At 70.8% G+C, this 21814-nt stretch carries 19 protein-coding genes and 1 pseudogene; 6 read left to right on the forward strand and 14 right to left on the reverse strand.

Features of this window, described 5'->3' with window-relative positions:
• Positions 1-117: 117 nt before the first annotated feature.
• The 6 genes from whiA to ABZ906_RS14015 all read right to left on the reverse strand — a co-directional run bounded on the left by whiA (position 118) and on the right by ABZ906_RS14015 (position 7295).
• Positions 118-1107, reverse strand: a complete 990-nt coding sequence (gene whiA, locus ABZ906_RS13990) for a DNA-binding protein WhiA (RefSeq protein ID WP_361188391.1) — start codon at positions 1105-1107, stop codon at positions 118-120.
• Positions 1098-2105: a uridine diphosphate-N-acetylglucosamine-binding protein YvcK gene (yvcK, locus tag ABZ906_RS13995; protein WP_361188394.1), complete on the reverse strand. Its 1008-nt coding sequence runs from the start codon at positions 2103-2105 to the stop codon at positions 1098-1100. Before yvcK ends, whiA begins: the two co-directional genes overlap by 10 nt.
• Positions 2102-3037 carry an RNase adapter RapZ gene (rapZ, locus tag ABZ906_RS14000; RefSeq protein WP_190083250.1) on the reverse strand — a complete coding sequence of 312 codons (936 nt, stop codon included), beginning with the start codon at positions 3035-3037 and terminating at the stop codon, positions 2102-2104. Before rapZ ends, yvcK begins: the two co-directional genes overlap by 4 nt.
• On the reverse strand, positions 3034-5160 hold the full coding sequence (gene uvrC, locus ABZ906_RS14005) for an excinuclease ABC subunit UvrC (protein WP_361381741.1): 2127 nt from the start codon (positions 5158-5160) through the stop codon (positions 3034-3036). Before uvrC ends, rapZ begins: the two co-directional genes overlap by 4 nt.
• A gap of 585 nt (positions 5161-5745) precedes the next feature.
• Positions 5746-6615 (reverse strand): hypothetical protein, encoded by an 870-nt coding sequence (locus ABZ906_RS14010; RefSeq protein ID WP_361383140.1) that lies wholly within the window; start codon positions 6613-6615, stop codon positions 5746-5748.
• Positions 6616-6620: 5 nt separating this feature from the next.
• Entirely contained in the window at positions 6621-7295 is a 675-nt protein-coding gene (locus ABZ906_RS14015) for a papain-like cysteine protease family protein (RefSeq protein ID WP_361381744.1), read from the reverse strand.
• Positions 7296-7538: 243 nt separating this feature from the next.
• Here ABZ906_RS14015 and ABZ906_RS14020 point away from each other — a divergent pair, with 243 nt between their 5' ends.
• Positions 7539-8486, forward strand: coding sequence for a hypothetical protein (locus ABZ906_RS14020; protein WP_361383143.1), 948 nt, complete (start codon positions 7539-7541; stop codon positions 8484-8486).
• A gap of 13 nt (positions 8487-8499) precedes the next feature.
• On the opposite strand, the gene ABZ906_RS14025 is transcribed toward ABZ906_RS14020, so the two are convergent.
• Complete coding sequence (locus ABZ906_RS14025; protein WP_361188400.1) at positions 8500-8922, reverse strand: Rieske (2Fe-2S) protein; 423 nt, start codon at positions 8920-8922, stop codon at positions 8500-8502.
• A 219-nt stretch (positions 8923-9141) separates the two neighbouring features.
• On the opposite strand from ABZ906_RS14025, the gene ABZ906_RS14030 reads away from it, so the two are divergent.
• Positions 9142-10074: a carbohydrate kinase gene (locus tag ABZ906_RS14030; protein WP_361381747.1), complete on the forward strand. Its 933-nt coding sequence runs from the start codon at positions 9142-9144 to the stop codon at positions 10072-10074.
• Positions 10075-10112: 38 nt separating this feature from the next.
• Here ABZ906_RS14030 and ABZ906_RS14035 read toward each other — a convergent pair whose 3' ends face one another.
• Positions 10113-10967 carry a helix-turn-helix transcriptional regulator gene (locus ABZ906_RS14035; protein WP_361188405.1) on the reverse strand — a complete coding sequence of 285 codons (855 nt, stop codon included), beginning with the start codon at positions 10965-10967 and terminating at the stop codon, positions 10113-10115.
• A 102-nt stretch (positions 10968-11069) separates the two neighbouring features.
• Between ABZ906_RS14035 and ABZ906_RS14040 the strand changes: the two genes are divergently transcribed.
• Entirely contained in the window at positions 11070-11645 is a 576-nt protein-coding gene (locus ABZ906_RS14040; protein ID WP_361381750.1) for a YceI family protein, read from the forward strand.
• Here ABZ906_RS14040 and ABZ906_RS14045 read toward each other — a convergent pair.
• Together ABZ906_RS14045 and uvrA are read right to left on the reverse strand one after the other, a co-directional pair.
• On the reverse strand, positions 11642-12460 hold the full coding sequence (locus ABZ906_RS14045; protein WP_361188409.1) for a crotonase/enoyl-CoA hydratase family protein: 819 nt from the start codon (positions 12458-12460) through the stop codon (positions 11642-11644). The two genes, ABZ906_RS14040 and ABZ906_RS14045, sit on opposite strands and share 4 nt — an antisense overlap.
• Positions 12461-12595: 135 nt before the next feature.
• The gene (uvrA, locus tag ABZ906_RS14050) at positions 12596-15637 is read right to left on the reverse strand and encodes an excinuclease ABC subunit UvrA (protein ID WP_361381753.1); all 3042 of its coding nucleotides are present in this window, start codon (positions 15635-15637) and stop codon (positions 12596-12598) included.
• A gap of 223 nt (positions 15638-15860) precedes the next feature.
• Between uvrA and ABZ906_RS14055 the strand changes: the two genes are divergently transcribed.
• Both ABZ906_RS14055 and ABZ906_RS14060 read left to right on the forward strand, forming a co-directional pair.
• The gene (locus ABZ906_RS14055) at positions 15861-16544 is read left to right on the forward strand and encodes a maleylpyruvate isomerase family mycothiol-dependent enzyme (protein ID WP_361381756.1); all 684 of its coding nucleotides are present in this window, start codon (positions 15861-15863) and stop codon (positions 16542-16544) included.
• Positions 16545-16554: 10 nt separating this feature from the next.
• Complete coding sequence (locus ABZ906_RS14060; RefSeq protein ID WP_361381759.1) at positions 16555-17211, forward strand: MBL fold metallo-hydrolase; 657 nt, start codon at positions 16555-16557, stop codon at positions 17209-17211.
• A gap of 48 nt (positions 17212-17259) precedes the next feature.
• Here the strand turns inward: ABZ906_RS14060 and aroQ are convergent, their stop codons facing one another.
• Entirely contained in the window at positions 17260-17721 is a 462-nt protein-coding gene (aroQ, locus tag ABZ906_RS14065; RefSeq protein WP_361381762.1) for a type II 3-dehydroquinate dehydratase, read from the reverse strand.
• A 142-nt stretch (positions 17722-17863) separates the two neighbouring features.
• On the opposite strand from aroQ, the pseudogene ABZ906_RS14070 reads away from it, so the two are divergent.
• Positions 17864-19125 (forward strand): annotated as a pseudogene (locus ABZ906_RS14070) (MFS transporter).
• On the opposite strand, the gene ABZ906_RS14075 reads toward ABZ906_RS14070, so the two are convergent.
• The 3 genes from ABZ906_RS14075 to ABZ906_RS14085 all read right to left on the reverse strand — a co-directional run bounded on the left by ABZ906_RS14075 (position 19115) and on the right by ABZ906_RS14085 (position 21622).
• The gene (locus tag ABZ906_RS14075; protein ID WP_361188420.1) at positions 19115-20212 is read right to left on the reverse strand and encodes an ionic transporter y4hA; all 1098 of its coding nucleotides are present in this window, start codon (positions 20210-20212) and stop codon (positions 19115-19117) included. The pseudogene ABZ906_RS14070 and the gene ABZ906_RS14075 overlap by 11 nt on opposite strands.
• Positions 20213-20245: 33 nt before the next feature.
• Positions 20246-20548 (reverse strand): hypothetical protein, encoded by a 303-nt coding sequence (locus tag ABZ906_RS14080; RefSeq protein ID WP_361188423.1) that lies wholly within the window; start codon positions 20546-20548, stop codon positions 20246-20248.
• A gap of 84 nt (positions 20549-20632) precedes the next feature.
• Positions 20633-21622, reverse strand: a complete 990-nt coding sequence (locus ABZ906_RS14085; protein WP_361188426.1) for a TerC family protein — start codon at positions 21620-21622, stop codon at positions 20633-20635.
• Positions 21623-21814: the final 192 nt, after the last annotated feature.

Genomic DNA, 21814 nt, shown 5'->3' on the forward strand with positions numbered 1-21814 from the left:
AGGCTCGTGACACTTCATGATCATGTCAATATGGTGTGAAGGGCGACGTGAAAAGGGACGCAAAGAAGCCGCCGGAGCCTCTGCGGCCCCGGCGGCTTGCGTGACGTACGACGGCGGTCAGACCGCCATGTTGTCGGCGAGTTCGTCGCTCAGATTGGACTCCGTGCCCGGAATTCCCAGGTCCTGCGCCCGCTTGTCCGCCATGGCGAGCAGCCGGCGGATACGGCCCGCGACCGCGTCCTTCGTGAGCGCCGGCTCGGCGAGCGCGCCCAGCTCCTCCAGGGAGGCCTGCTTGTGCTCCATGCGCAGCCGTCCGGCCGCCGCCAGGTGCTCGGGGACCTCGTCGGCGAGGATCTCCAGGGCGCGCTGCACGCGGGCGCCGGCGGCGACGGCCGCGCGGGCCGAGCGGCGCAGGTTCGCGTCGTCGAAGTTGGCCAGGCGGTTGGCGGTGGCGCGCACCTCGCGGCGCATCCGCCGCTCCTCCCAGGCGAGCACGGACTCATGGGCGCCGAGCCGGGTGAGCAGGGCGCCGATCGCGTCACCGTCCCGGACGACGACACGGTCCACGCCGCGCACCTCACGGGCCTTGGCCGCGATCTGCAGCCTGCGCGCCGCGCCGACCAGGGCGAGCGCCGCCTCCGGGCCCGGGCAGGTCACCTCGAGGGACGAGGAGCGCCCCGGCTCGGTCAGCGAGCCGTGCGCCAGGAACGCCCCGCGCCAGGCGGCCTCGGCGTCACAGGTGGCCCCCGAGACCACCTGTGGCGGCAGGCCCCTGATGGGACGGCCGCGGCCGTCGACGAGCCCCGTCTGCCGGGCCAGCTGATCGCCGCCCGCCACGACCCGTACGACATAGCGCGAGCCGCGCCGCAGCCCGCCGGGGGCCATCACGATCAGCTCCGAGCTGTGCCCGAAGATCTCCAGGATGTCCCGCTTCAGCCGCCGTGCGGCCATCGCCGTGTCCAGCTCCGCCTCGATCACGATGCGGCCGCTCACCAGGTGAAGGCCGCCCGCGAACCGCAGGATCGCCGAGACCTCCGCCTTTCTGCAGCAGGTCCGGGTGACGGGAAGCCGGGAGATCTCGTCCTTCACCGCTGCCGTCATCGCCATGGGCCGATCCTTCCATGCATCCGAAAAATACGGTCGTACGCGGTGGCCAGGAGCTCCGGATCGTGCCTCGGAGTGCCGTCTTGCCTGGCCACCGGCGCCAGCTCGACCGTGGCGCCGAGCCGCTTGGCGGCATCGGTCAGTGACTCACGATCGGGCACGGCGGCGTCGTCGGCCAGCACCACGTCCAGGGCGAGTTTAGGGGCGTGTCGGGCCAAAACCTCCAAATGACGCTGCGGAGAGAACCCATCGGTTTCACCGGGTTGCGGCGCGAGGTTGAGCGAGAGCACCTTGCGGGCCTTCGTCTGGACGAGCGCGTCGAGCAGTTCGGGGACAAGGAGATGCGGGATCACGGAGGAGAACCAGGAGCCGGGGCCGAGCACCACCCAGTCCGCGTCGAGCACGGCGGCGACCGCCTCGGGGACGGCCGGCGGGTCGTGCGGGACCACGTGCACGGACTGGACCTCACCGGGCGTGAGCGCCACCGTGGCCTGCCCGCGCACGGTGTCCACGTCGTCCGGGCGCTCCGGGTCGTGCCCCTTGACCAGCGCCTGGAGCTCCAGCGGGACCGCGGACATGGGCAGCACGCGCCCGTGCGCGCCGAGCAGCTTGCCCACCAGGTCCAGCGCCTGGACGTGGTCGCCGAGCTGCTCCCACAGGGCGACGATCAGCAGATTGCCGACCGCGTGTTCGTGCAGGTCGCCCTTGGACTGGAAGCGGTGCTGGATGACGCGGGCCCACGTCTGGCCCCAGTCGTCGTCGCCGCACAGGGCCGCGAGCGCCTTGCGCAGGTCGCCGGGCGGCAGGACGCCCAGCTCGTCGCGGAGCCGCCCGCTGGAGCCGCCGTCGTCGGCGACGGTGACCACGGCGGTGAGGTCGCCGGTGATGCGGCGCAGTCCGGCGAGCGAGGCGGACAGGCCCATTCCGCCGCCGAGCGCCACGACCTTGGGCTGGGTGCCCCGCTTGCGGCCCAGACGGTTCAGCCGCAGGGAAGCCTTCACTCTCGCCCCATGTCCCGGTGGACGATGACGGTCTCCACTCCCTCGGACACGAGGCGAGCCGCGAGCTTCTCCGACATGGCGACGGAGCGGTGCTTGCCGCCCGTACAACCGACCGCGATCGTCACGTAACGCTTGCCCTCGCGGCGGTAGCCCGCGGCGATGAGCTGGAGCAGCTCGGCGTACCGGTCGAGGAACTCCTTGGCGCCCGGCTGGTTGAAGACGTAGCCGGAGACTTCTTCGTTGAGGCCCGTGAAGGGACGCAGCTCCGGCACCCAGTGCGGATTGGGCAGGAAGCGGCAGTCCACGACGAGGTCCGCGTCGACCGGCAGGCCGTACTTGTAGCCGAACGACATGACCGTGGCCCGCAGCTCGGGCTCCTCGTCGCCCGCGAACTGGGCGTCCATCTTGGCGCGCAGCTCGTGCACGTTCAGGCTGGAGGTGTCGATCACCAGGTCGGCGTCGCCGCGCAGCTCGCGCAGGAGCTCGCGCTCGGCCGCGATGCCGTCCACGATGCGGCCGTCGCCCTGCAGCGGGTGCGGGCGGCGGACCGACTCGAAGCGGCGCACCAGGGCGTCGTCCGAGGACTCCAGGAAAACGATCCGCCGGGTGACGTGCTTGGCCTCCAGGTCCGCGAGGGACTGGCGCAGATTGTCGAAGAAGCGGCGGCCGCGGACGTCGACGACGACCGCGATGCGGGCGACGTTGCCCTGCGAGCGCGCGCCGAGCTCCACCATGGTGGGGATCAGCGCGGGCGGCAGGTTGTCGACGACGAACCAGCCGAGGTCCTCCAGACACTTCGCCGCGGTGCTGCGCCCCGCTCCCGACATACCGGAGATGATCACCAGCTCGGGGATGGCCGTCTCGGCGGCCTCACCCGGTGTGATGGTGCTGCCCGTACTCACTTGTTCGCCGCCTTCGTCGTGCTCGGTCATGGCTCCTGCCCCCGTCGTTCTTCCGAGGTGCCCGTGGACACGGACTCCTCGCCATCGCTCGAGGCTCCCGCACCCGCGGGCTCCTCGTCTTCAATGATCTCTCCGGTCGCCGTGTTCACGGCGGGTCCGGCGGGAACCGCTCCGGCCAGGGCCGCGACGATCGACTCGGCCGTCTTGCGGCCTATGCCCGGAACCTCGCAGATCTGGTCGATTGTCGCGGATCGCAGCCTCTTCACCGAACCGAAGTGCTTGATCAGCGTCTGCTTGCGCGCGTCGCCCAGGCCCGGCACGGCGTCCAGCGGTCCGGCCTTGAAACGCTTGGCCCGCTTGGTGCGCTGGTAGGTGATCGCGAAGCGGTGCGCCTCGTCGCGTACCCGCTGGAGAAGGTACAGGCCTTCGCTGGTGCGCGGCAGGATCACCGGGTCGTCGTCGCCCGGCACCCAGACCTCTTCGAGGCGCTTGGCCAGGCCGCAGACCGCGATGTCGTCGATGCCGAGCTCGTCGAGGGCCCGCTGGGCCGCCGCGACCTGCGGCTGGCCGCCGTCCACGACGACGAGCTGGGGCGGGTAGGCGAAGCGCTTGGGGCGGCCGTCCTCCTCGGTGAGGCTGTTCGTCTCACCGTTCGACTCGCCGTTCGCCCCGGCGGGCACTTCGCCGTTCGATTCCCTGTTCGTTTCGCCGTTCGTTTCGCCGTTCGTTTCGGGGTCCCACTCCCCCGTCTGCTGCTTGTCGGAGAGGTAGCGCTTGAAGCGGCGCGTGAGGACCTCGTGCATGGAGCGGACGTCGTCCTGGCCCTCGAAGCCCTTGATCTGGAAACGGCGGTATTCGCTCTTGCGTGCGAGGCCGTCCTCGAACACGACCATGGAGGCCACTACGTCGTCGCCCTGGAGATGCGAGATGTCGTAGCACTCGATGCGCAGCGGGGCGCTGTCCAGTTCGAGCGCTTCGGCGATCTCCTCCAGGGCGCGGGAGCGGGTCGTGAGGTCGGACGCGCGCTTGGTCTTGTGCAGCACGAGCGACTGCTGGGCGTTGCGCGCCACGGTCTCCATGAGCGCCTTCTTGTCGCCGCGCTGCGGGATGCGCAGCGAGACGTTCGAACCGCGCCGCTCGGTGAGCCACTCCTGGACGGGCTCCACGGGGTCGGGAAGCGCGGGGACGAGCACTTCCTTGGGCACGGAGTCACCGCTCTCCTCTCCATAGAGCTGCTGGAGAGCGTGTTCGACGAGGTCACCGCTGGTGACCGCCTCGACCTTGTCGGTGACCCAGCCGCGCTGACCGCGCACACGGCCGCCGCGGACGTGGAAGATCTGGACGGCCGCTTCGAGCTCGTCCTCGGCGAGGGCGATGAGGTCGGCGTCCGTGGCGTCGGCGAGGACGACGGCGCTCTTCTCCATGGCCTTCTTGAGGGCTCCGACGTCGTCGCGGAGGCGGGCCGCCTTCTCGTACTCCATGTCCTCGGCGGCGTCCGCCATCTGCCGCTCGACACGGCGGATGTACGTGTTCGTGCGGCCCGCCATGAAGTCGCAGAAGTCCTCGGCGAGTTCGCGGTGCTCCTCGGGCGTGACCCGCCCCACGCAGGGCGCGGCGCACTTGCCGATGTAGCCGAGGAGGCAGGGGCGGCCGGTGCGCTCGGCGTTCTTGAACACTCCTGCCGAGCAGGTGCGAACGGGAAAGACGCGCAGAAGGAGGTCCACGGTGTCGCGGATCGCCCACGCGTGGCCGTACGGCCCGAAGTACCGGACGCCCTTCTTCTTGTGGCCGCGCATCACCTGCACGCGCGGGAACTCTTCGTTCATCGTCACCGCGAGGTACGGATAGCTCTTGTCGTCGCGGTACTTGACGTTGAACCGGGGGTCGAACTCCTTGATCCACGAGTATTCGAGCTGCAGCGCCTCGACCTCGGTGGAGACCACCGTCCACTCGACGGAGGCGGCCGTCGTGACCATCGTGGCCGTACGCGGGTGCAGGTTGGTGATGTCCTGGAAGTAGCTCGCCAGGCGCTGGCGCAGGCTCTTCGCCTTGCCCACGTAGATCACCCGGCGGTGCTCGTCGCGGAACCGATAGACCCCCGGCGAGTCGGGGATCTGTCCCGGCTTGGGGCGGTAGCTGGAGGGGTCTGCCATGCTCCACACCCTACTGGCGGGGGCTGACAGTCAGGGGCGTGAGGGGGCTGGTCCCCCGACCGGCTCCCGACCGCCCCTCGATCCCCCCTCGCCCACCCCGGCACCTCCCCTCGACCGCATCGGCGCCCACCCTTCACCTGCCCCAGACTGGCCTTTGCCCGCCCTACCGCCCGCCCTGGACCGCCGCCCCCTGCCCTACCGCCTGCCCCGGACCGCTGCCCCTGCCCCTGCCCCTGCCCCGCCCTACCACCTGCCCGGGGCCGCTGCCCCTGCCATACCGCCCGCCCTGGGCCGCCGGCCCCTGCCCTACCGCCCGCCCCGGACCGCTGCCCCTGCCCCGCCCTGCCGCCCGCCCTGGACCGCCGGCCCCTGCCCGATGGCCTGCCCTGAGCCACTGCCCCTGCCCTACCGCCCGCCCTGAACCGCTGCCCCCGCCCCGCCCTACCGCCCGCCCTGGGCCGCCGCCCCCTGCCCGCCCAACCGCCCGCCCTCCCCCGGCCGCCTTCCCGCCCCTACGACCCAAAGGCCCACCCGCCCTGAAAGGGCGGGTGGGTGGGGAACCCCGGCCGGAGGCCGGGAAAGGGTTCAGCCCCGCTGCCGGGCGCGCCGCCGCAGGACGGCGACCCCGGAGAGGCCGAGGGCAAGCAGCGCCCCCGCTCCGGCCACGGAGGAGGCCACCGTGACGGGACCGTCAGCAGAAGCAGCAGAAGCAGAAGCCGGGGCCGGAGCCGGAGCCGCCGGGGACCCCCCGTTCCGCTCCTTCGGGGCGAAGCCCCCCGCCTTGCCGGACTCCGCGTACGCCGAGCCCGGCAGCTTGTCCGCGTACGCGTCATGCACACGCCGCTGATAGGCGGCCACCGTGACGCCGCTCCGGCCCACTGCACGCACCGCGTCCGCGTCCAGCGGAAGCACGCGGCCCCGCCCCTGCACGTACCAGGCGTTGATCTGCGGCTCGTGGAAGACGGTGCCTCCGGGGAGCTTGTCGGCGCCCACGCGCGCGTAGTGCGTCTCGTCGTCCCCGGTGGCGATGTTCACGACCTCCCAGGAGCCGCCCTGCTTCACCGTCCACAGGGAGGCTTCCTGCCCGTCGGAGGAGACAGCCTTGCTGGCGAGGAACTCCACGCGGGCGACGGGGGCGCCCTTCTTGCCGGCGACGAAGTCCGGGGAGAGATAGCGCACGGGCACCGCTTCGCCCCGTACGCGCGGGTCGGCGGCAGCCTTGCTGACGGCGCCCTCCCGCGCGAAGAAGCGGGCGAGCGTGTCGAGAGTCCCGGGAGCACTCGCTGCGTCGTGGGCCGCGTCCCGGGAGGCGGCCGAAGGACCGGACCCGGAGTCCGCGTCCGCGTGCGGCGCCGCGAGCCCGAGCAGCAGGGTGGCCGCCGAGCCGGCGAGCGCGGCCCTCAGCAGAGGGCGGGGAAGAGGGAGGGACAGGGGTCGGGAGAAGTGACGGGTCATCGCGCTCACGCCCCGATCCGGTACAGCGAGTGGGTCCAGGAGAAGGTGTTGTTGTTGACGTACCAGCTGTGCGAGGCCCAGTTGTAGCGGTCGCTGGAGGGCCAGGGGTCGCCCCAGTAGACCCAGCTGCTGGCGTCGTCGTACCCGTAGAGGACATGCATGTGGCCGCCGCCGTTCGACCACTGGATGCGTGTCTCGACCGGGCGGCCCGCGTTGATCTCGGCCTGCACGGTCGGATAGCGCAGCCAGCCGCTGACGTACGAGCCGGGGTTGATGCCCGCCCAGTCCAGGCCGTTCTGCACGTCACCGAGCGTGGCCTGCGAGTTGGGGCACTCCGAGCTCTGGCTGCGCCCGAAGGCGGCGTTACAGAACTGGTTCTGGCTGTAGTTCCTGCCGTAGAAGGTGGCGATCGTGTTTCCGGCCGCGGCCCAGCACCAGTTGGTCTTCTGCTGGGCCTGCATCGTGATGTTCAGGCGCTTGGCGGCGAGGAGGGAGGGGGCGTCCGCTTCCGTGCCTCGTATGGAAGCGGCGTCCGCATCCAGGCCTCGTACGGAAGCGGACGGGGAGCTGTCGGGGACGGCCGTGGCCGTGGCCGCCGGTGCGGCCACCAGGGCCGCCACGACGAGGGTGAGCGCGGACAGGCGTCTGCGTCTGCTGTACCTGCTGCTTCTGTGGCGCATCGCGTTCCTCCCGAGCGGGGGGTGGAGTGGCGGAGGAGCGCGTCCGGACGCTGCGATTGAGCATCAAGTGTTGTCGGGTGCAGGTCAACAAGGTTCAATGCGGGATTACTTGGGCCGTGAACGGCGGCGTACGGATGTGAACACCCCTCGTACGCCCACCTGGTGGCCCGCTCCGACCGGCGCGTATGCCCGGACGGCCGATGTGAATGTTCACAGAAGGGCCTTGCGATGGGGCACGGCACGATGCGGCACGGCACACAGCCTGCGGACCGGGCGCCTGCGGACCTGGAGACCGCCCTGCGCACCGGCCCTTTCCACGTGGCGCTGCGGGCCGCGATCGCCGCACGGCGCCTTCCCCTGCAACGCGTACGGCATCATCTCGCGCGGCAGGGCGTCCACGTCGGAGTGACCAGCCTGAGTTACTGGCAGCAGGGCGCGCGGCGCCCCCAGCGCACGGAGTCGCTCCGCGCCGTGCGCGCCCTGGAGGAGATCCTCGATCTGCCGGAGGAGTCGCTGATCCGGCTCCTCGCCAAGCCGTCCGACCACCCCGACTGCGAACGCCCCGCCGCCCGCTCCTACCGCTCGCTGCTCGACGCGTCCGACGTACTCCAGGAGCTGATCACCGAACTCGGATCACCGCTCGACGGCGGTCTGCACACCGTCGGCCACCACGAGCGGGTACGGATCGGCGGGCGCCGCGAGCTGCTCGGCCGCGATTCGCAGCACGTCGTGCGCGCCCACCGGGACGCCGTGGACCGCTACCTCGCGATCTACCACGGCGACCCCGGCTGCGTACCGGAACGCATCAGGGTCCACGCCCTGGAGAACTGCCGCACCGGACGCGTGCGGTGGCACCACGAGACGGGGGTACTCGTCGCCGAACTGCTCTTCGACGCACGCCTGCGCGCGGGCGACACGCATCTGTTCCGCTACGGCTTCGAGGACGGCACGGCCGGGGCTGCCACCGAGTACTTCCGGGGATTCACCTTCGCGGGCGGGCAGTACGCGCTCCAGGTGCGCTTCGACGAAAGCGCCCTGCCCGTACGCTGCCACCGCTTCGCCCAGCATTCGGCCGCCGCACCGCGCGGCGGGCGCCAGGAGCTGACGCTGAGCGGCAGCCACCGTTCGGTGCACCTGGTGGAGCCGCAGGTGCGGGCGGGGATCCTGGGGATCGCGTGGGACTGGGAGTGAGTGCTCGCGCCGCTCAGCCCGCGACGATCTTCCCGTCCTCCACCTTCACCGGCAGTTCGGCGAGCGGCGTAACGGCCGGGTCGTGCAGCACCTTGCCGTTCGTGGCGTCGAACTGGCTGCCGTGACAGGGGCAGATCAGCTTGTGCCCCTCCAGCTTGTTGATGGGGCACTTGGCGTGCGTGCAGATCGTGCTGAACGCCTTGTACTGGTCGTCCGAGATACGGCTCACGACCACGTTCTCGTCCTTGTAGAGCTTCGACGCGCCCACCTTCACCTCGTCCGCCGCACCGAGGTCCGTCGGCGCGGTCGGCGCCGAACGGTTGGATCCGCCGCCGTCGCCGCCGGACGAGCAGGCCGTGATCCCCAGACCGGCGGCCGGGACGATGGCTGCCGCGCGCAGCACGGTACGGCGGGCGGGGGGCGTCGTGCCGGGCATGGAATCTCCACAGGTCAGGCGCTTCGGTGACGGATCAGACCATACCGGTGGGGGGTCGCGTGCCCGCGTTGGGCGCGGCCGTGCCCGAGTGCCGCCCGTGTCGGGCCGGACCCGCGGGAAAGCCCTAGCCTGTGCCGAAAGCCGGGGAGCACGACCACAGCAGCGGCCCGGCAGAGCCACCACCGCAGGCAGCGAGCGCAGAGCCGAGAGGAACCACCCGTGATAGTCGTCGCCGGAGAGGCCCTGATCGACCTCGTCCCGCTGGATGCCGCCGGTGCCGAAAGCACCGGTGGCGGCACCGGACTCCCGGCCCTCGCCCCGCGGCTCGGCGGCGGCCCGTACAACACCGCGGTGGCCCTCGGCCGCCTGCGCACCCCGGTCGCCTTCTGGTCCCGTGTCTCGACGGACGCGTTCGGCGACGCGCTGATCGACGGGCTGCGGGCCGCTGACGTCGACGTGTCGTACGTCCAGCGGGGCCCCGAGCCGACGACGCTCGCGGTCGCCTCGATCGGCGCGGACGGCTCCGCCGGTTACTCCTTCTACGTGGAGGGCACGGCGGACCGGCTCTTCACGGCCCCGGAGAGGCTGCCCGACGACGTACGCGCCATCTCGTTCGGCACCTGCTCGCTCGTCCTAGAACCGGGCGCGAGCGCGTACGAGGAGCTGATGCGGCGCGCGTCGGCGCAAGGCGTCTGCACGACGCTCGACCCCAACATCCGGGCGGGTCTGATCCCGGACGCGGACGCCTACCGGGCCCGGTTCAAGAGCTGGCTGCCGTCAGTCTCGCTGCTCAAGCTCTCGGAGGACGACGCGAGTTGGCTCGGCGGCACGCCCCGCGAGTGGCTCGCCTCCGGCCCCGGCGCGGTGGTGGTCACGCGTGGCGGCGAGGGCCTGACCGTGTTCACGCGGGACGGCGGGGAGTACGCGGTGCCGGGCGAGCGGGTCGACGTGGTGGACACCATCGGCGCGGGCGACACGGTCAACGCGGCCCTGCTGCACGCGCTCGGCGCGCGGGAGGCGCTGACCGCGGACGCCATCGCCGGACTCGGCGCGGACAACTGGTCCCAGATCCTGGGCTTCGCGGCGCGCATGGCCGCCATCACCGTGTCCCGCGCGGGAGCGGAACCGCCGTACGCGGCGGAGCTGTACTGAGACCGACCGCTGGCCCGTCAGCCGGTCGCTTCGGTCCGTCAGCCGGTGACCGCGCGCAGACCGCCCGGCTTGCGGCCGTTGAGGCGGTCCAGCGCCGCCGATGAGGCATCGTCGGCGGGCAGATGGACGACCAGGCGCTGACCGTCGGCATCGGGCAGCGTCAGCGTCTCGTACGACAGGCGCAGCGCACCGGCCTCCGGATGCGTCAGGCGTTCGACACCGCTGTGCCGGGGCAGCCCCGGCACGGCCGCCATGCGGTCGGCGAACGGTGCTCCGGCGATGACGGTCAGCTCGTCGGCGAACGCCTCGGCATGCGGGTCGGTGAGCATGGACTGGGACTGGAACGAGGCGATCTGCGCGTCGGCGACGCGCTCCCACTCGGGGTAGGCGGCGCGGGCCCGCTCGTCGGTGAACAGGAACCGGATGAGGTTGGGCCGCCCGTCGTCCAGGAGCCCGAGCGGCCCCACGATCCGCTCGTAGCCCGAGGTGTACGCGAGGACGTCGCTGAGCCGGTTGAGCAGGACGGCGGGGGCGGGCTCCAGGCGGTCGACGAGCGCCCGCACCGTGGGGCGCACCGACCGGGAGGGCTCGCTCGCGGTCGGGCAGCAGGGATCGCCGCTCGTCTCCTTCTCCAGGCGGCGCAGGTGGAAACGTTCCTCCACGGTCAGCCGCAGGGCATCCGCGAGGGCGCCCATCACCTGCGGGGACGGGTGGCGGTCGCGGCCCTGTTCGAGCCGGGCGAGGTACTCGACGCTGACCCCCGCGAGCGTGGCCACCTCGGAGCGGCGCAGGCCCGGCGTACGGCGCCGGGGGCCGGTGGGCAGCCCGACTTCGGCGGGCGTGACCGCTTCACGGCGGGTGCGCAGGAAGGTCCCCAGCTCGTTGTCGCTCACCGGCCGAACGTACCAGTGGTCGGCGGACCGGATCGTGGCCCTGTCACTACCAGCCTCGGCTCGGCCTTCCTCGGGCGCGGGCGGCCTCGCATCGTGGAGGGCATGACTTCTGACACCAGTGCCGCCACTGCCACGACCGCGCTTCCCCTCCCCGCCGGGAGCTGGGAGATCGACCCGTTCCACTCCGCCGTCAACTTCACCATCCGCCACCTCGGGATCTCGAAGGTGCGGGGCCGGTTCGCCGAGGTGACGGCCGGTCTTGTGGTGGGCGAGAGCGCCGAGACCTCTTCGGTGACGGCGACCATCGCCCTTGCGTCGATCGACACCGGCAACAAGGACCGCGACGCGCACGTGCGCGCCTCCGACCTCCTTGACGTGGAGCGCCGTCCCACCATGACGTTCCGGTCGACGCGGGTGCTCGGCAAGGAGGACGAGTGGACCCTGGAGGGCGAGCTGACCATCGGTGACGTGACGAGGCCGATCACCCTGGCCGTCGAGTTCGGCGGACTCCAGGCCTTCCCCGGTTCCCCCCGCCGCCATGCGGGCTTCGAGGCGACCGGCGAGATCAAGCGCAGCGACTACGGCCTCGACTTCGGCGCCGGACTGCTCGGTGACGTGGTGAAGATCCAGCTCGACATGCAGTTCCTGGAGCCGGAGGACGCGCCCGCCGAGGGCTAGTCGACGGGGGTGGCCGATGAGGGCCGGTCGACGGGCGGCCGGGTGCCTTCGCCGCTGTCCGTGAAGGCTCCGTGCCGCCCCTCCCCCGCCGCGAACCTGGCCGCGCCGTCCGCCGCGTCGGCGAGGGACCGCAGGCCGTGGCGCAGTTCGCCCGCCATCGCCTCGTCCTCGGTCAGGCCGCCCTGTTCCAGTACGGAGAGCCTGTCGTTGCGCAGGCAGGTCTGCGGGAACGCCGCGATTTCGGCGGCGAGGCGTTCGGCGGCGGCGCGGGACGTGCCGGGCGGTACGGTCCGGTTGACCAGGCCCATCGCCAGCGCCTCCGCTGCGGGGACGGGGCGGCCGGTGAGCACCAGATCCATGGCGCGGCTCTCCCCGATGAGCCGGGGCAGCCGCACGGTCCCGCCGTCGATGAGCGGGACGCCCCAGCGGCGGCAGAAGACGCCGAGCACCGCGTCCTCGTCGGCGACGCGCAGATCGCACCAGAGTGCGAGCTCCAGGCCCCCGGCGACCGCGTGTCCGGAGATCGCCGCGACGACGGGCTTGGAAAGACGCATCCGGGTCGGCCCCATGGGCCCGTCGCCCTTCTCGGTCACCTCGTTCCCGGCCGGCGTCCCGATGGCTTTGAGATCCGCCCCGGCGCAGAAGGTGCCGCCCTCACCCCACAGCACGGCGACGGACGCGTCGGGGTCGGCGTCGAAGGCACGGAACGCGTCGGCGAGGGCACGGGCGGTGGGCCCGTCGACCGCGTTCCGCGCATCGGGCCGGGACAACACGATGGTGGTGACGGGACCTTCACGTTCCGTACGTACGGTCATGGCGCCCAGACGACCACGCGAACGGGCCGCGGGACAAGGGGGAAACCCTTGTCCCGCGGCCCGTTCGGGCGCGCCCGAAGGGGCGCGGGGAACTGCGTGCCCAGCCGAAACACACCCGCAGATGCGAACGGCTCGTCAGGCCTTACGAGCCTTGGCCGCCTTCTTCGGAGCAGCCTTCTTGGCGACGGCCTTGGTGGCGACGGCCTTCTTGGCGGTGGACTTGGCGGCAGACACCTTCTTGGCCGCGGCCGTCTTGGCGGGCGCCTTGGCCGCCGACTTCTTCACCGCCGGGGACACCGCCCGCTTACGCCCCTGCGAGGCCCCGTCGCTGATCCGATCCGCCGCCAGGATGTCCCGCAGGAACTTGCCGGTGTGGCTGGTCGGGACGCCCGCGACCTCCTCGGGCGTGCCCTCGGCGACGACGAGACCGCCGCCGTTGCCGCCCTCGGGACCCATGTCGACGACCCAGTCCGCGGTCTTGATGACGTCGAGGTTGTGCTCGATGACGATGACCGTGTTGCCCTTGTCGACCAGGCCGGACAGGACCGTGATCAGCTTGCTGATGTCCTCGAAGTGCAGACCGGTGGTCGGCTCGTCGAGGACGTAGACGGTCCGGCCCGTCGAGCGCTTCTGGAGCTCGGAGGCCAGCTTCACGCGCTGGGCCTCACCGCCGGAGAGCGTCGGCGCGGGCTGGCCGAGCCGGACGTACCCGAGACCCACGTCGTTGAGCGTGCGCAGGTGGCGGGAGATGGCGGGCACCGCCTCGAAGAAGTCGAGCGCCTCCTCGATCGGCATGTCCAGGACCTCGGCGATGGACTTGCCCTTGTAGTGGACGTCCAGCGTCTCGCGGTTGTAGCGCGCCCCGTGGCAGACCTCGCAGGGGACGTACACATCCGGCAGGAAGTTCATCTCGATCTTGATCGTGCCGTCACCGGAGCAGTTCTCGCAGCGACCGCCCTTGACGTTGAAGGAGAAGCGGCCGGGGAGATAGCCGCGGACCTTCGCCTCCATCGTCTCCGCGAACAGCCTGCGGACGTGGTCGAAGACTCCGGTGTACGTCGCCGGGTTCGACCGCGGGGTGCGGCCGATTGGCGACTGGTCTACGTGCACGACCTTGTCGACGAGGTCGTCGCCCTGCACGCGTGTGTGCCGGCCGGGGACGGACTTGGCGCCGTTCAGCTCGCGGGCCAGGTGCGTGTAGAGGATGTCGTTGACCAGCGTCGACTTGCCGGAGCCCGAGACACCGGTGACCGCGGTGAGGACACCGAGCGGGAAGGAGACGTCGATGTCCTGGAGGTTGTTCTCCCGGGCGCCGTGCACCGTCAGCCTGCGGGAGGGGTCCGCGGGGCGGCGCAGGTCGGGCACCGGGATGGACCGCTTGCCCGCGAGGTACTGACCGGTGATCGACTTCTCGTTGTCCAGGAGCTCCTTCATGGAGCCGCTGTGCACGACCTTGCCGCCGTGCTCGCCCGCGCCGGGGCCGATGTCGACGACCCAGTCGGCGACCTTGATGGTGTCCTCGTCATGCTCGACGACGATGAGCGTGTTGCCCATGTCGCGCAGGCGCACGAGGGTCTCGATCAGGCGGTGGTTGTCGCGCTGGTGCAGGCCGATGGACGGCTCGTCCAGCACGTACAGGACGCCGACGAGGCCGGAGCCGATCTGGGTGGCCAGGCGGATGCGCTGGGCCTCGCCTCCGGAGAGGGTGCCGGCCGCGCGGTTCAGCGAGAGGTAGTCCAGGCCGACGTCGACCAGGAACTTCAGCCGTTCGTTGACCTCCTTCAGGACGCGCTCGGCGATCTTCTTGTCGCGGGCGCCCAGCTTCAGCTGGGCGAGGAAGTCCGCGCAGTCGCTGATCGACATCGCCGAGACCTCGGCGATGGACCGGCCCATGACCGTGACGGCGAGGACGATCGGCTTGAGGCGCGTGCCCTCACAGGTGGGGCAGGGCACCTCGCGCATGTAGCCCTCGAAGCGCTCGCGGCTGGAGTCGCTCTCGGCTTCGCTGTGGCGGCGCTTGACGAAGGGGACGGCGCCTTCGAAGGCGGTGGTGTAGCGCCGCTCGCGGCCGTACCGGTTGCGGTAGCGGACCTCGATCTGCGTCTTGTGGCCGTTCAGGAGGGCCTTCTTGGCGCGCTGCGGGAGGCCGGCCCACGGGATGTCGGTGCGGAAGCCGAGGGCGTCGGAGAGGGCGCCCACGAGCCGCGCGAAGTAGTCCTTGGTGTGGCCGTGCGACCAGGGGTGGATGGCGCCCTCGTCGAGCGACTTGTCCTCGTCCGGGACGATCAGCTCGGGGTCGACCTCCATGCGCGTGCCGATGCCGGAGCAGTCAGGGCAGGCGCCGAAGGGCGAGTTGAAGGAGAAGGAGCGGGGCTCGAGCTCCTCGAAGGACAGGTCGTCGTACGGGCAGTACAGGTGCTCCGAGTACATCCGCTCGCGCTCGGGGTCGTCCTCGGGGAGGTCGACGAAGTCGAGCACGACCATGCCCCCGGCGAGGCCGAGCGCGGTCTCCACGGAGTCGGTCAGGCGGCGCTTGGCGGACTCCTTCACCGTGAGGCGGTCGATGACCACCTCGATGGTGTGCTTCTCCTGCTTCTTGAGCGCGGGCGGCTCGGAGAGCTGGATGGTCACGCCGTCGACGCGCGCGCGGCTGTAGCCCTTGGTCTGGAGGTCGGCGAAGAGGTCGACGAACTCGCCCTTGCGCTCGCGCACCAGCGGCGAGAGGACCTGGAAGCGGCTGCCTTCGGGAAGGTCGAGGACCTTGTCGACGATCGCCTGCGGCGACTGCCGGGAGATGGGCCGCCCGCACTCGGGGCAGTGCGGCTTGCCGATGCGTGCGAAGAGCAGGCGGAGGTAGTCGTAGACCTCGGTGATGGTGCCGACCGTGGAGCGCGGGTTGCGCGAGGTCGACTTCTGGTCGATGGAGACCGCGGGCGAGAGGCCCTCGATGAAGTCGACGTCCGGCTTGTCCATCTGGCCGAGGAACTGCCGGGCGTACGAGGACAGCGATTCCACGTACCGCCGCTGGCCCTCGGCGAAGATCGTGTCGAACGCGAGCGAGGACTTGCCCGACCCGGAGAGCCCGGTGAAGACGATGAGGGAGTCGCGCGGGAGGTCGAGCGAGACGTTCTTGAGATTGTGCTCGCGCGCGCCACGGACGATGAGACGGTCGGCCACGCCGGTCCGCACCTTTCTTGAGAGAAGCGACAGGGGCGGGACCCCCGTCATGCACAGACTAGGGCGAGCCACTGACAACGCCGGGGCGGATGCCCTGGTTGATAACAAAGCCGGACCTTCAAGAATGCCCGATGCCGCACTCGACCATATAGCACGTGCATTCGATTTGCGGAGGCGCTCGGGCACCTTCACCCGAACGTGTGGCGCGGCTATCGTCGGGCGCATGATTGATCATGTGCGCGACCTGGCGTCTGTACGTGACGCGACCGATCGGCTGCTCACCGCAGCCGCGAAACTGAACAACGATTCGACCGCCGAGCCGTCACGGCTGCCGGGCTGGACCCGCGGCCATGTCCTGGCTCACATCGCCCGTAACGCGGACGCGCTCGTCAATGTTCTCGCCGGACGCCCCATGTATGTGAGCGGCGACGCACGGGACGCGGACATCGAGCGGGACGCGGGCCGGCCGTTGGCCGAGCAGCTCGTGGACGTCCGCGAGTCCGCGGAGCGCTTCCAGGCTCAGGCCGACGTCCCCGCCGACTGGACCCGCACCATCACGATGCGGAACGGAGTGACCGACTCCGCGTCGCGGGTGCCGTTCCGGCGGTGGGTCGAGGCCGAGCTGCACCACGTCGACCTGGACGTCGGGTACGAGCTCGAAGACCTGCCCGAGGAGTTCGTACAGCGGGAGATCGCGTTCCTGGCGGCACGGTTCTCCGGGAATCCGGATGTGCCGCCGACGCGCGTCACGGACGGCACGCACACGTGGAGCACCGGCCGGGACGGCGAGCCCGGGGTCACCGTCTGCGGCCCCGCGTCCGACGTGGTCGGTTGGCTCGCCGGCAGGCGTGACGGCTCCGCGTTGACGGCCGAAGGCGGCCTCCTGCCCTCTCTGCCCCCGCTATAGGCTGAGCCGCATGACGTACAGCGGAGCAGTGAAGGTCGGCGGCGGTGCGGACGTGCACGAGTTGCAGGACCTGATGATCTCGAAGGTCGCCGTCGGCCCGATGGACAACAACGCCTATCTGCTGCGCTGCCGCGCCACGGACGAGCAGCTCCTGATCGACGCGGCGAACGACGCCCGCACGCTGCTCACGCTGATCGGTGACGACGGCATCACGTCCGTCGTCACCACCCATCAGCACGGCGACCACTGGCAGGCCCTCGCCGCGGTCGTCGAGGCCACCGGCGCCCGGACCTACGCGGGCCGCGAGGACACGGTGGGCATCCCGGTGCCCACGAACGTCCCGCTCACGGACGGTGACACCGTGAGCGTCGGGCACGTCACCCTCACCGCCCGCCACCTGGTGGGCCACACGCCGGGCTCGATCGCCCTGGTGTACGACGACCCGCACGGCCACCCGCACGTCTTCACCGGCGACTGCCTCTTCCCGGGCGGCGTCGGCAACACCCATCAGGACCCGCAGGCCTTCGCGAGCCTGCTGCACGACGTCGAGACGAAGATCTTCGGCGCGCTCCCCGACGAGACCTGGGTCTATCCGGGCCACGGGAACGACACGACCCTCGGCACCGAGCGCCCGCACCTGGCGGAGTGGCGTCAGCGGGGCTGGTGACCCCCCGCACGCGCGCGTGACCCACCCGCACGCGCGCCTAGGCGGGGCTCAGGCCCCGCCGACCAGCGCCACCACCCGCTCCACCGCGAACGCGTACCCCTGCACACCGCACCCCGCGATGACGCCGTCGGCGCGCTGGGAGACGTACGAGTGGTGCCGGAACGCCTCGCGCTGATGGATGTTGGAGATGTGGACCTCCAACACCGGCATTCCGTCACAGGTGTTGAGCGCGTCCAGGATCGCGACCGACGTGTGCGAGTAGGCGGCGGGGTTGATGACGATGCCCGCGTGGTGCTCGCGCGCCTCGTGGATCCAGTCCACCAACTGACCCTCGTGGTTGCTCTGGCGCAGGTCCACGGTGCCGCCGTGCGCCGCTGCCGCCTTGGCGCACAGCGCCTCGACGTCGGCGAGGGTGTCGGAGCCGTAGATCTCGGGCTGGCGCTGGCCGAGCAGGTTCAGATTGGGGCCGTTCAGGATCATGATCGGGGCGTTGGCAAGAGTGCGCGTCATGCCGTCAGCGTACTGAGGAAGCTCCCCGCACCCCCGCACGCCCCCGTAACCGGCCGTCACAGCGGGTAGTTGACGCGGCATGCGCAAGATCCACTCCCCTGCCGGTCATGCCGGTGCTGCCGGAAGCGGCAGCGCTCCTTCTCTGCCGCGGCTCGCGGCCGCCTCGCTCGCCGGGACCGCCATCGAGTTCTACGACTTCTTCATCTACGGGACGGCCGCTGCCCTCGTCCTCGGGCCCCTGTTCTTTCCGACGTTCTCGCCGCTCGCGGGAACTCTCGCCGCCTTCGCGACATTCGGAGTGGGCTTCGTGGCGCGGCCCCTGGGGTCCGTCCTCTTCGGGCACATCGGTGACCGGCGCGGGCGGCGCCCCGTACTCATCGTCTCGCTGCTCCTGACGGGCCTCGCCACGGTCGCCGTCGGCTGCGTGCCCACGTACGACTCGATCGGTACGGCCGCTCCGGTGCTGCTCCTCGTGCTGCGGTTCCTGCAAGGGCTCGGGCTCGGCGGCGAGTGGGGCGGGGCGGTGCTGCTGACCGCCGAGCACGCGCCCGCCGAGCGGCGCGGGCTGTGGTCGAGCTTCCCGCAGATGGGGCCCTCGCTCGGCTTCCTCCTCGCGAACGGGATCATGCTGGCGCTCTCGGCGACCGTCACCGACGCGCAGTTCACCTCCTGGGGATGGCCGTTCCGTTCTGGGCGGCGGGCCTGCTCGCGGCGGCCGGGCTCGCCCTGCGCACGTCGCTCCCGGAGAGCCCGAGCTTCCTGGAACTGCGGGAGCACGCGCGCGTGCCGCTCGCCGAGGTGGTGCGCGGCCACTGGCGGCTCGTCCTGCTCACCGCGGGCGCCCTCGCCGTCGGGTACGCCGTGTTCTACGCCGTGACGACCTGGTCGCTCGCGTACGCGGTGGAAGAGCTCGACGTGAGCCGTACGGTCATGCTCGCCTGCATCATGGCGGCGGTCGTGGTGAAGGGCGCGCTGACCCCCGTGGCCGCACTGCTCGGCGACCGGTACGGGCGGCGGCCCCTCTGTCTGCTCGGGTGTGCGCTCTGCGCGCTGTGGATGTTCCCGATGATCGCGCTGCTCGCGACCGGCGAGCCGCTGCTGATGTTCCTCGGCTTCCTGGTGGCGATGCTCGCGTTCATCACGATGTTCGCCGTGATCGCGGCGTACCTGCCCGAGCTGTACGAGCCGCGGGTGCGTTGCACGGGCGCCGCGGTGGGCTACAACCTGGGCGGGGTCCTCGGTGGCGCGCTCACGCCGATCGTGGCGACGGCGGTGGCGCACGGCGAGGGGACGCCGTGGGGCGTCGCCGCCTATCTGACGGCCGTGGCCCTGCTGAGCCTGGGCTGCTTCGCGCTGCTGCCCGAGACACGCCCCGTCCCGGAGCCGGCCCCCGTCACGGCGTGACCGCGAGCTCCAGATACGCCGCGAAGAGCACCAGATGGACCCCGCCCTGCAGCAGCGTGGCGCGCCCCGGAACGACCGTGAGCGTGCCGACGATCACGGTCAGCGCGAGCAGCACCATGTGGGTCGGGCCGAGGCCGAGCACCAGCGGCCCGGAGAGCCAGACCGAGGCGACCGCGACGGCCGGAATCGTCAGGCCGATGCTGGCCATCGCGGACCCGAGGGCGAGGTTCAGGCTGGTCTGCACCCGGTCGCGGCGGGTGGCGCGCAGCGCGGCGATGGTCTCCGGGAGCAGCACGAGCAGCGCGATGATGACGCCGACCACGGCGTGCGGCATGCCGGCGTTCTCCACGCCGGACTCGATGGTCGGCGAGACCCCTTTGGCGAGGCCGACCACGCCGACCAGGGCGAGGCCGAGCAGGGCCACGCTGATCAGGGCGGCCCGGGTGGAGGGCCCCTCGTCGTGCTCGGAGTCGATCACCTCGCCCTTGCGGGTGATCGGCAGGAAGTACTCGCGGTGCCGCACGGTCTGGGTCGCCACGAACAGGCCGTACAGGACGAGTGAGGCGAGCGCGGCGAAGGTGAGCTGCGCCGTGGAGAACTCCGGGCCCGGCTTGCTGGTGGTGAACGTCGGCAGGACCAGGCTGAGGGTGGCGAGCGTGGCGACGGTCGCGAGGGCGGCGCCGGTGCCCTCGGGGTTGAAGACGGCGATGCGGTGCCGCAGCGCGCCCACGAGAAGGCAGAGCCCGACGATGCCGTTGCAGGTGATCATCACGGCGGCGAAGACGGTGTCGCGGGCCAGCGTCGCGCTCTTGTCACCGCCGTCCGCCATGAGCGTGACGATCAGCGCGACCTCGATGACCGTCACGGCGACCGCGAGGACGAGCGAGCCGAAGGGTTCGCCGACGCGGTGCGCGATCACCTCGGCGTGGTGCACGGCGGCGAGCACGGCCCCGGCGAGCACGAGCGTCACCAGGGCGACGATCGCGCCCGGCAGACCGCGTCCCCAGGTGAGGGCGAGCAGCACGACGGCGAGGACCGGCACGACGGCCGTCCACTGTACGGCGAGCGCCCGGAGCCGAGTGACCATGCCTCCGATGCTGCACCGGGCGCCGGGGCACCGCTACTTCAGCTCTGTCATCTCCCGTACGTCGCAGTCCGTGAAGGACGGACCGCTCGTGCACAGGGCGGCGAGCTGCTCGGCCATCCTGGTCGTCTCCGGAGCGCCGCTGTTGCGCCGCGCGTCCTCAGGCGACGCGAACTCCATCAGCACGAAGAAGCGGCGGGGGTTGCCCCGGTCCTGGAGGACGAGGCGGTGCGTGGGGCCGCCCCGGCGGCCCGTCGCCTGCTGGTCCGCCTGCTCGACCAGGGAGCGCATCTCGTCGATGCGGTCGGTCTCGAACTCGATCATCTGGACGAACTTCATGCATTTCAAGCAAGCACGGGCAGTGGCCCGCGGCAATGAGCCGCGGGCCACTGCCCGTGTTGGTAACTCCTACGCCGGATGCCGTCAGGCCCCGATGCTGTCCTTCGGAGTCTCGTCGGCCGCCTTCTCCGCGGCCTCCTTCTTGGCCTGCTTCTTGGTGGCCATGAGGCTGGTGATCGTCGTGATGACCAGGACACCGCAGATGACGCCGAGCGAGACCGGGATGGAGATCTCGGGGACGTGCACCCCGTTCTCGTGCAGGGCGTGCAGCACCAGCTTCACGCCGATGAAGCCCAGGATGACCGACAGGCCGTAACTGAGGTGGACCAGCTTCTTGAGCAGTCCGCCGATCAGGAAGTACAGCTGGCGCAGACCCATCAGGGCGAAGGCGTTCGCCGTGAAGACGATGTACGGGTCCTGGGTGAGGCCGAAGATCGCGGGGATCGAGTCCATCGCGAAGAGCACGTCGGTGGTACCGATGGCGAGCATGACGACCATAAGGGGCGTCATGATCTTCTTGCCGTTCTTCTGGATGAACAGCTTGGTGCCGTGGTACCGGTCGGCGACGCCGAACTTCCGCTCGGCCGCCTTCAGGAGGCGGTTCTCCTCCCACTCCTCTTCGTCCTCGTCGGCACGCGCCTCCTGGATGAGCTTCCACGCGGTGTAGATCAGGAACGCGCCGAAGATGTAGAAGACCCAGGAGAAGTTGGCGATGACCGCGGCGCCCGCGGCGATGAAGATCGCTCGCAGCACGAGCGCGATCAGCACACCGAACAGCAGCACCCGCTGCTGGAGATGGCTGGGCACCGAGAACTTCGCCATGATCAGGATGAAGACGAAGAGGTTGTCGACGCTGAGCGACTTCTCGGTGATGAAGCCCGCGAAGAACTCACCGCCGGCCTGGCCGCCGCCCCAGATCAGCAGGCCCACTCCGAAGAGCGCGGCGAGCACGATCCAGACGATCGTCCAGATTCCGGCTTCCTTGATGGATACGTCATGCGGTTTGCGGCCGATGAAGAAGTCGACCGCGATCAGGGCACAGAGACCAAGAATGGTCACTACCCAAAGGGTCATTGAAACGTCCACTGCGCCTCCGGCGTCGTACGGCTACTGATCAGCGTCGTCGCTGCCGGAGGTCTCTTCCACCCGAGGCGGCTCACCGCCCCGCGGGCCGACGCCCCGGGACCGATGGCGGTCCGTATTGACGGGCACGTCGCGTTCGGGAGTACTCCCCTCCGCTGCAAGAAGAGTACGCGAAACACCAAG

This window comes from Streptomyces sp. NPDC046925, assembly GCF_040644915.1.
Taxonomy (GTDB): domain Bacteria; phylum Actinomycetota; class Actinomycetes; order Streptomycetales; family Streptomycetaceae; genus Streptomyces.

Excerpts from the sequence above, each read along its gene's own strand:
- whiA (WP_361188391.1), bottom strand. The coding sequence starts at position 1,107 with ATGGCGATGACGGCAGCGGTGAAGGACGAGATCTCCCGGCTTCCCGTC.
- rapZ (WP_190083250.1), bottom strand. The coding sequence starts at position 3,037 with ATGACCGAGCACGACGAAGGCGGCGAACAAGTGAGTACGGGCAGCACC.
- uvrC (WP_361381741.1), bottom strand. The coding sequence starts at position 5,160 with ATGGCAGACCCCTCCAGCTACCGCCCCAAGCCGGGACAGATCCCCGAC.
- ABZ906_RS14010 (WP_361383140.1), bottom strand. The coding sequence starts at position 6,615 with ATGACCCGTCACTTCTCCCGACCCCTGTCCCTCCCTCTTCCCCGCCCT.
- ABZ906_RS14015 (WP_361381744.1), bottom strand. The coding sequence starts at position 7,295 with ATGCGCCACAGAAGCAGCAGGTACAGCAGACGCAGACGCCTGTCCGCG.
- ABZ906_RS14020 (WP_361383143.1), top strand. The coding sequence starts at position 7,539 with ATGCGGCACGGCACACAGCCTGCGGACCGGGCGCCTGCGGACCTGGAG.
- ABZ906_RS14025 (WP_361188400.1), bottom strand. The coding sequence starts at position 8,922 with ATGCCCGGCACGACGCCCCCCGCCCGCCGTACCGTGCTGCGCGCGGCA.
- ABZ906_RS14040 (WP_361381750.1), top strand. The coding sequence starts at position 11,070 with ATGACTTCTGACACCAGTGCCGCCACTGCCACGACCGCGCTTCCCCTC.
- ABZ906_RS14045 (WP_361188409.1), bottom strand. The coding sequence starts at position 12,460 with ATGACCGTACGTACGGAACGTGAAGGTCCCGTCACCACCATCGTGTTG.
- ABZ906_RS14055 (WP_361381756.1), top strand. The coding sequence starts at position 15,861 with ATGATTGATCATGTGCGCGACCTGGCGTCTGTACGTGACGCGACCGAT.
- ABZ906_RS14060 (WP_361381759.1), top strand. The coding sequence starts at position 16,555 with ATGACGTACAGCGGAGCAGTGAAGGTCGGCGGCGGTGCGGACGTGCAC.
- aroQ (WP_361381762.1), bottom strand. The coding sequence starts at position 17,721 with ATGACGCGCACTCTTGCCAACGCCCCGATCATGATCCTGAACGGCCCC.
- ABZ906_RS14075 (WP_361188420.1), bottom strand. The coding sequence starts at position 20,212 with ATGGTCACTCGGCTCCGGGCGCTCGCCGTACAGTGGACGGCCGTCGTG.
- ABZ906_RS14080 (WP_361188423.1), bottom strand. The coding sequence starts at position 20,548 with ATGAAGTTCGTCCAGATGATCGAGTTCGAGACCGACCGCATCGACGAG.
- ABZ906_RS14085 (WP_361188426.1), bottom strand. The coding sequence starts at position 21,622 with ATGACCCTTTGGGTAGTGACCATTCTTGGTCTCTGTGCCCTGATCGCG.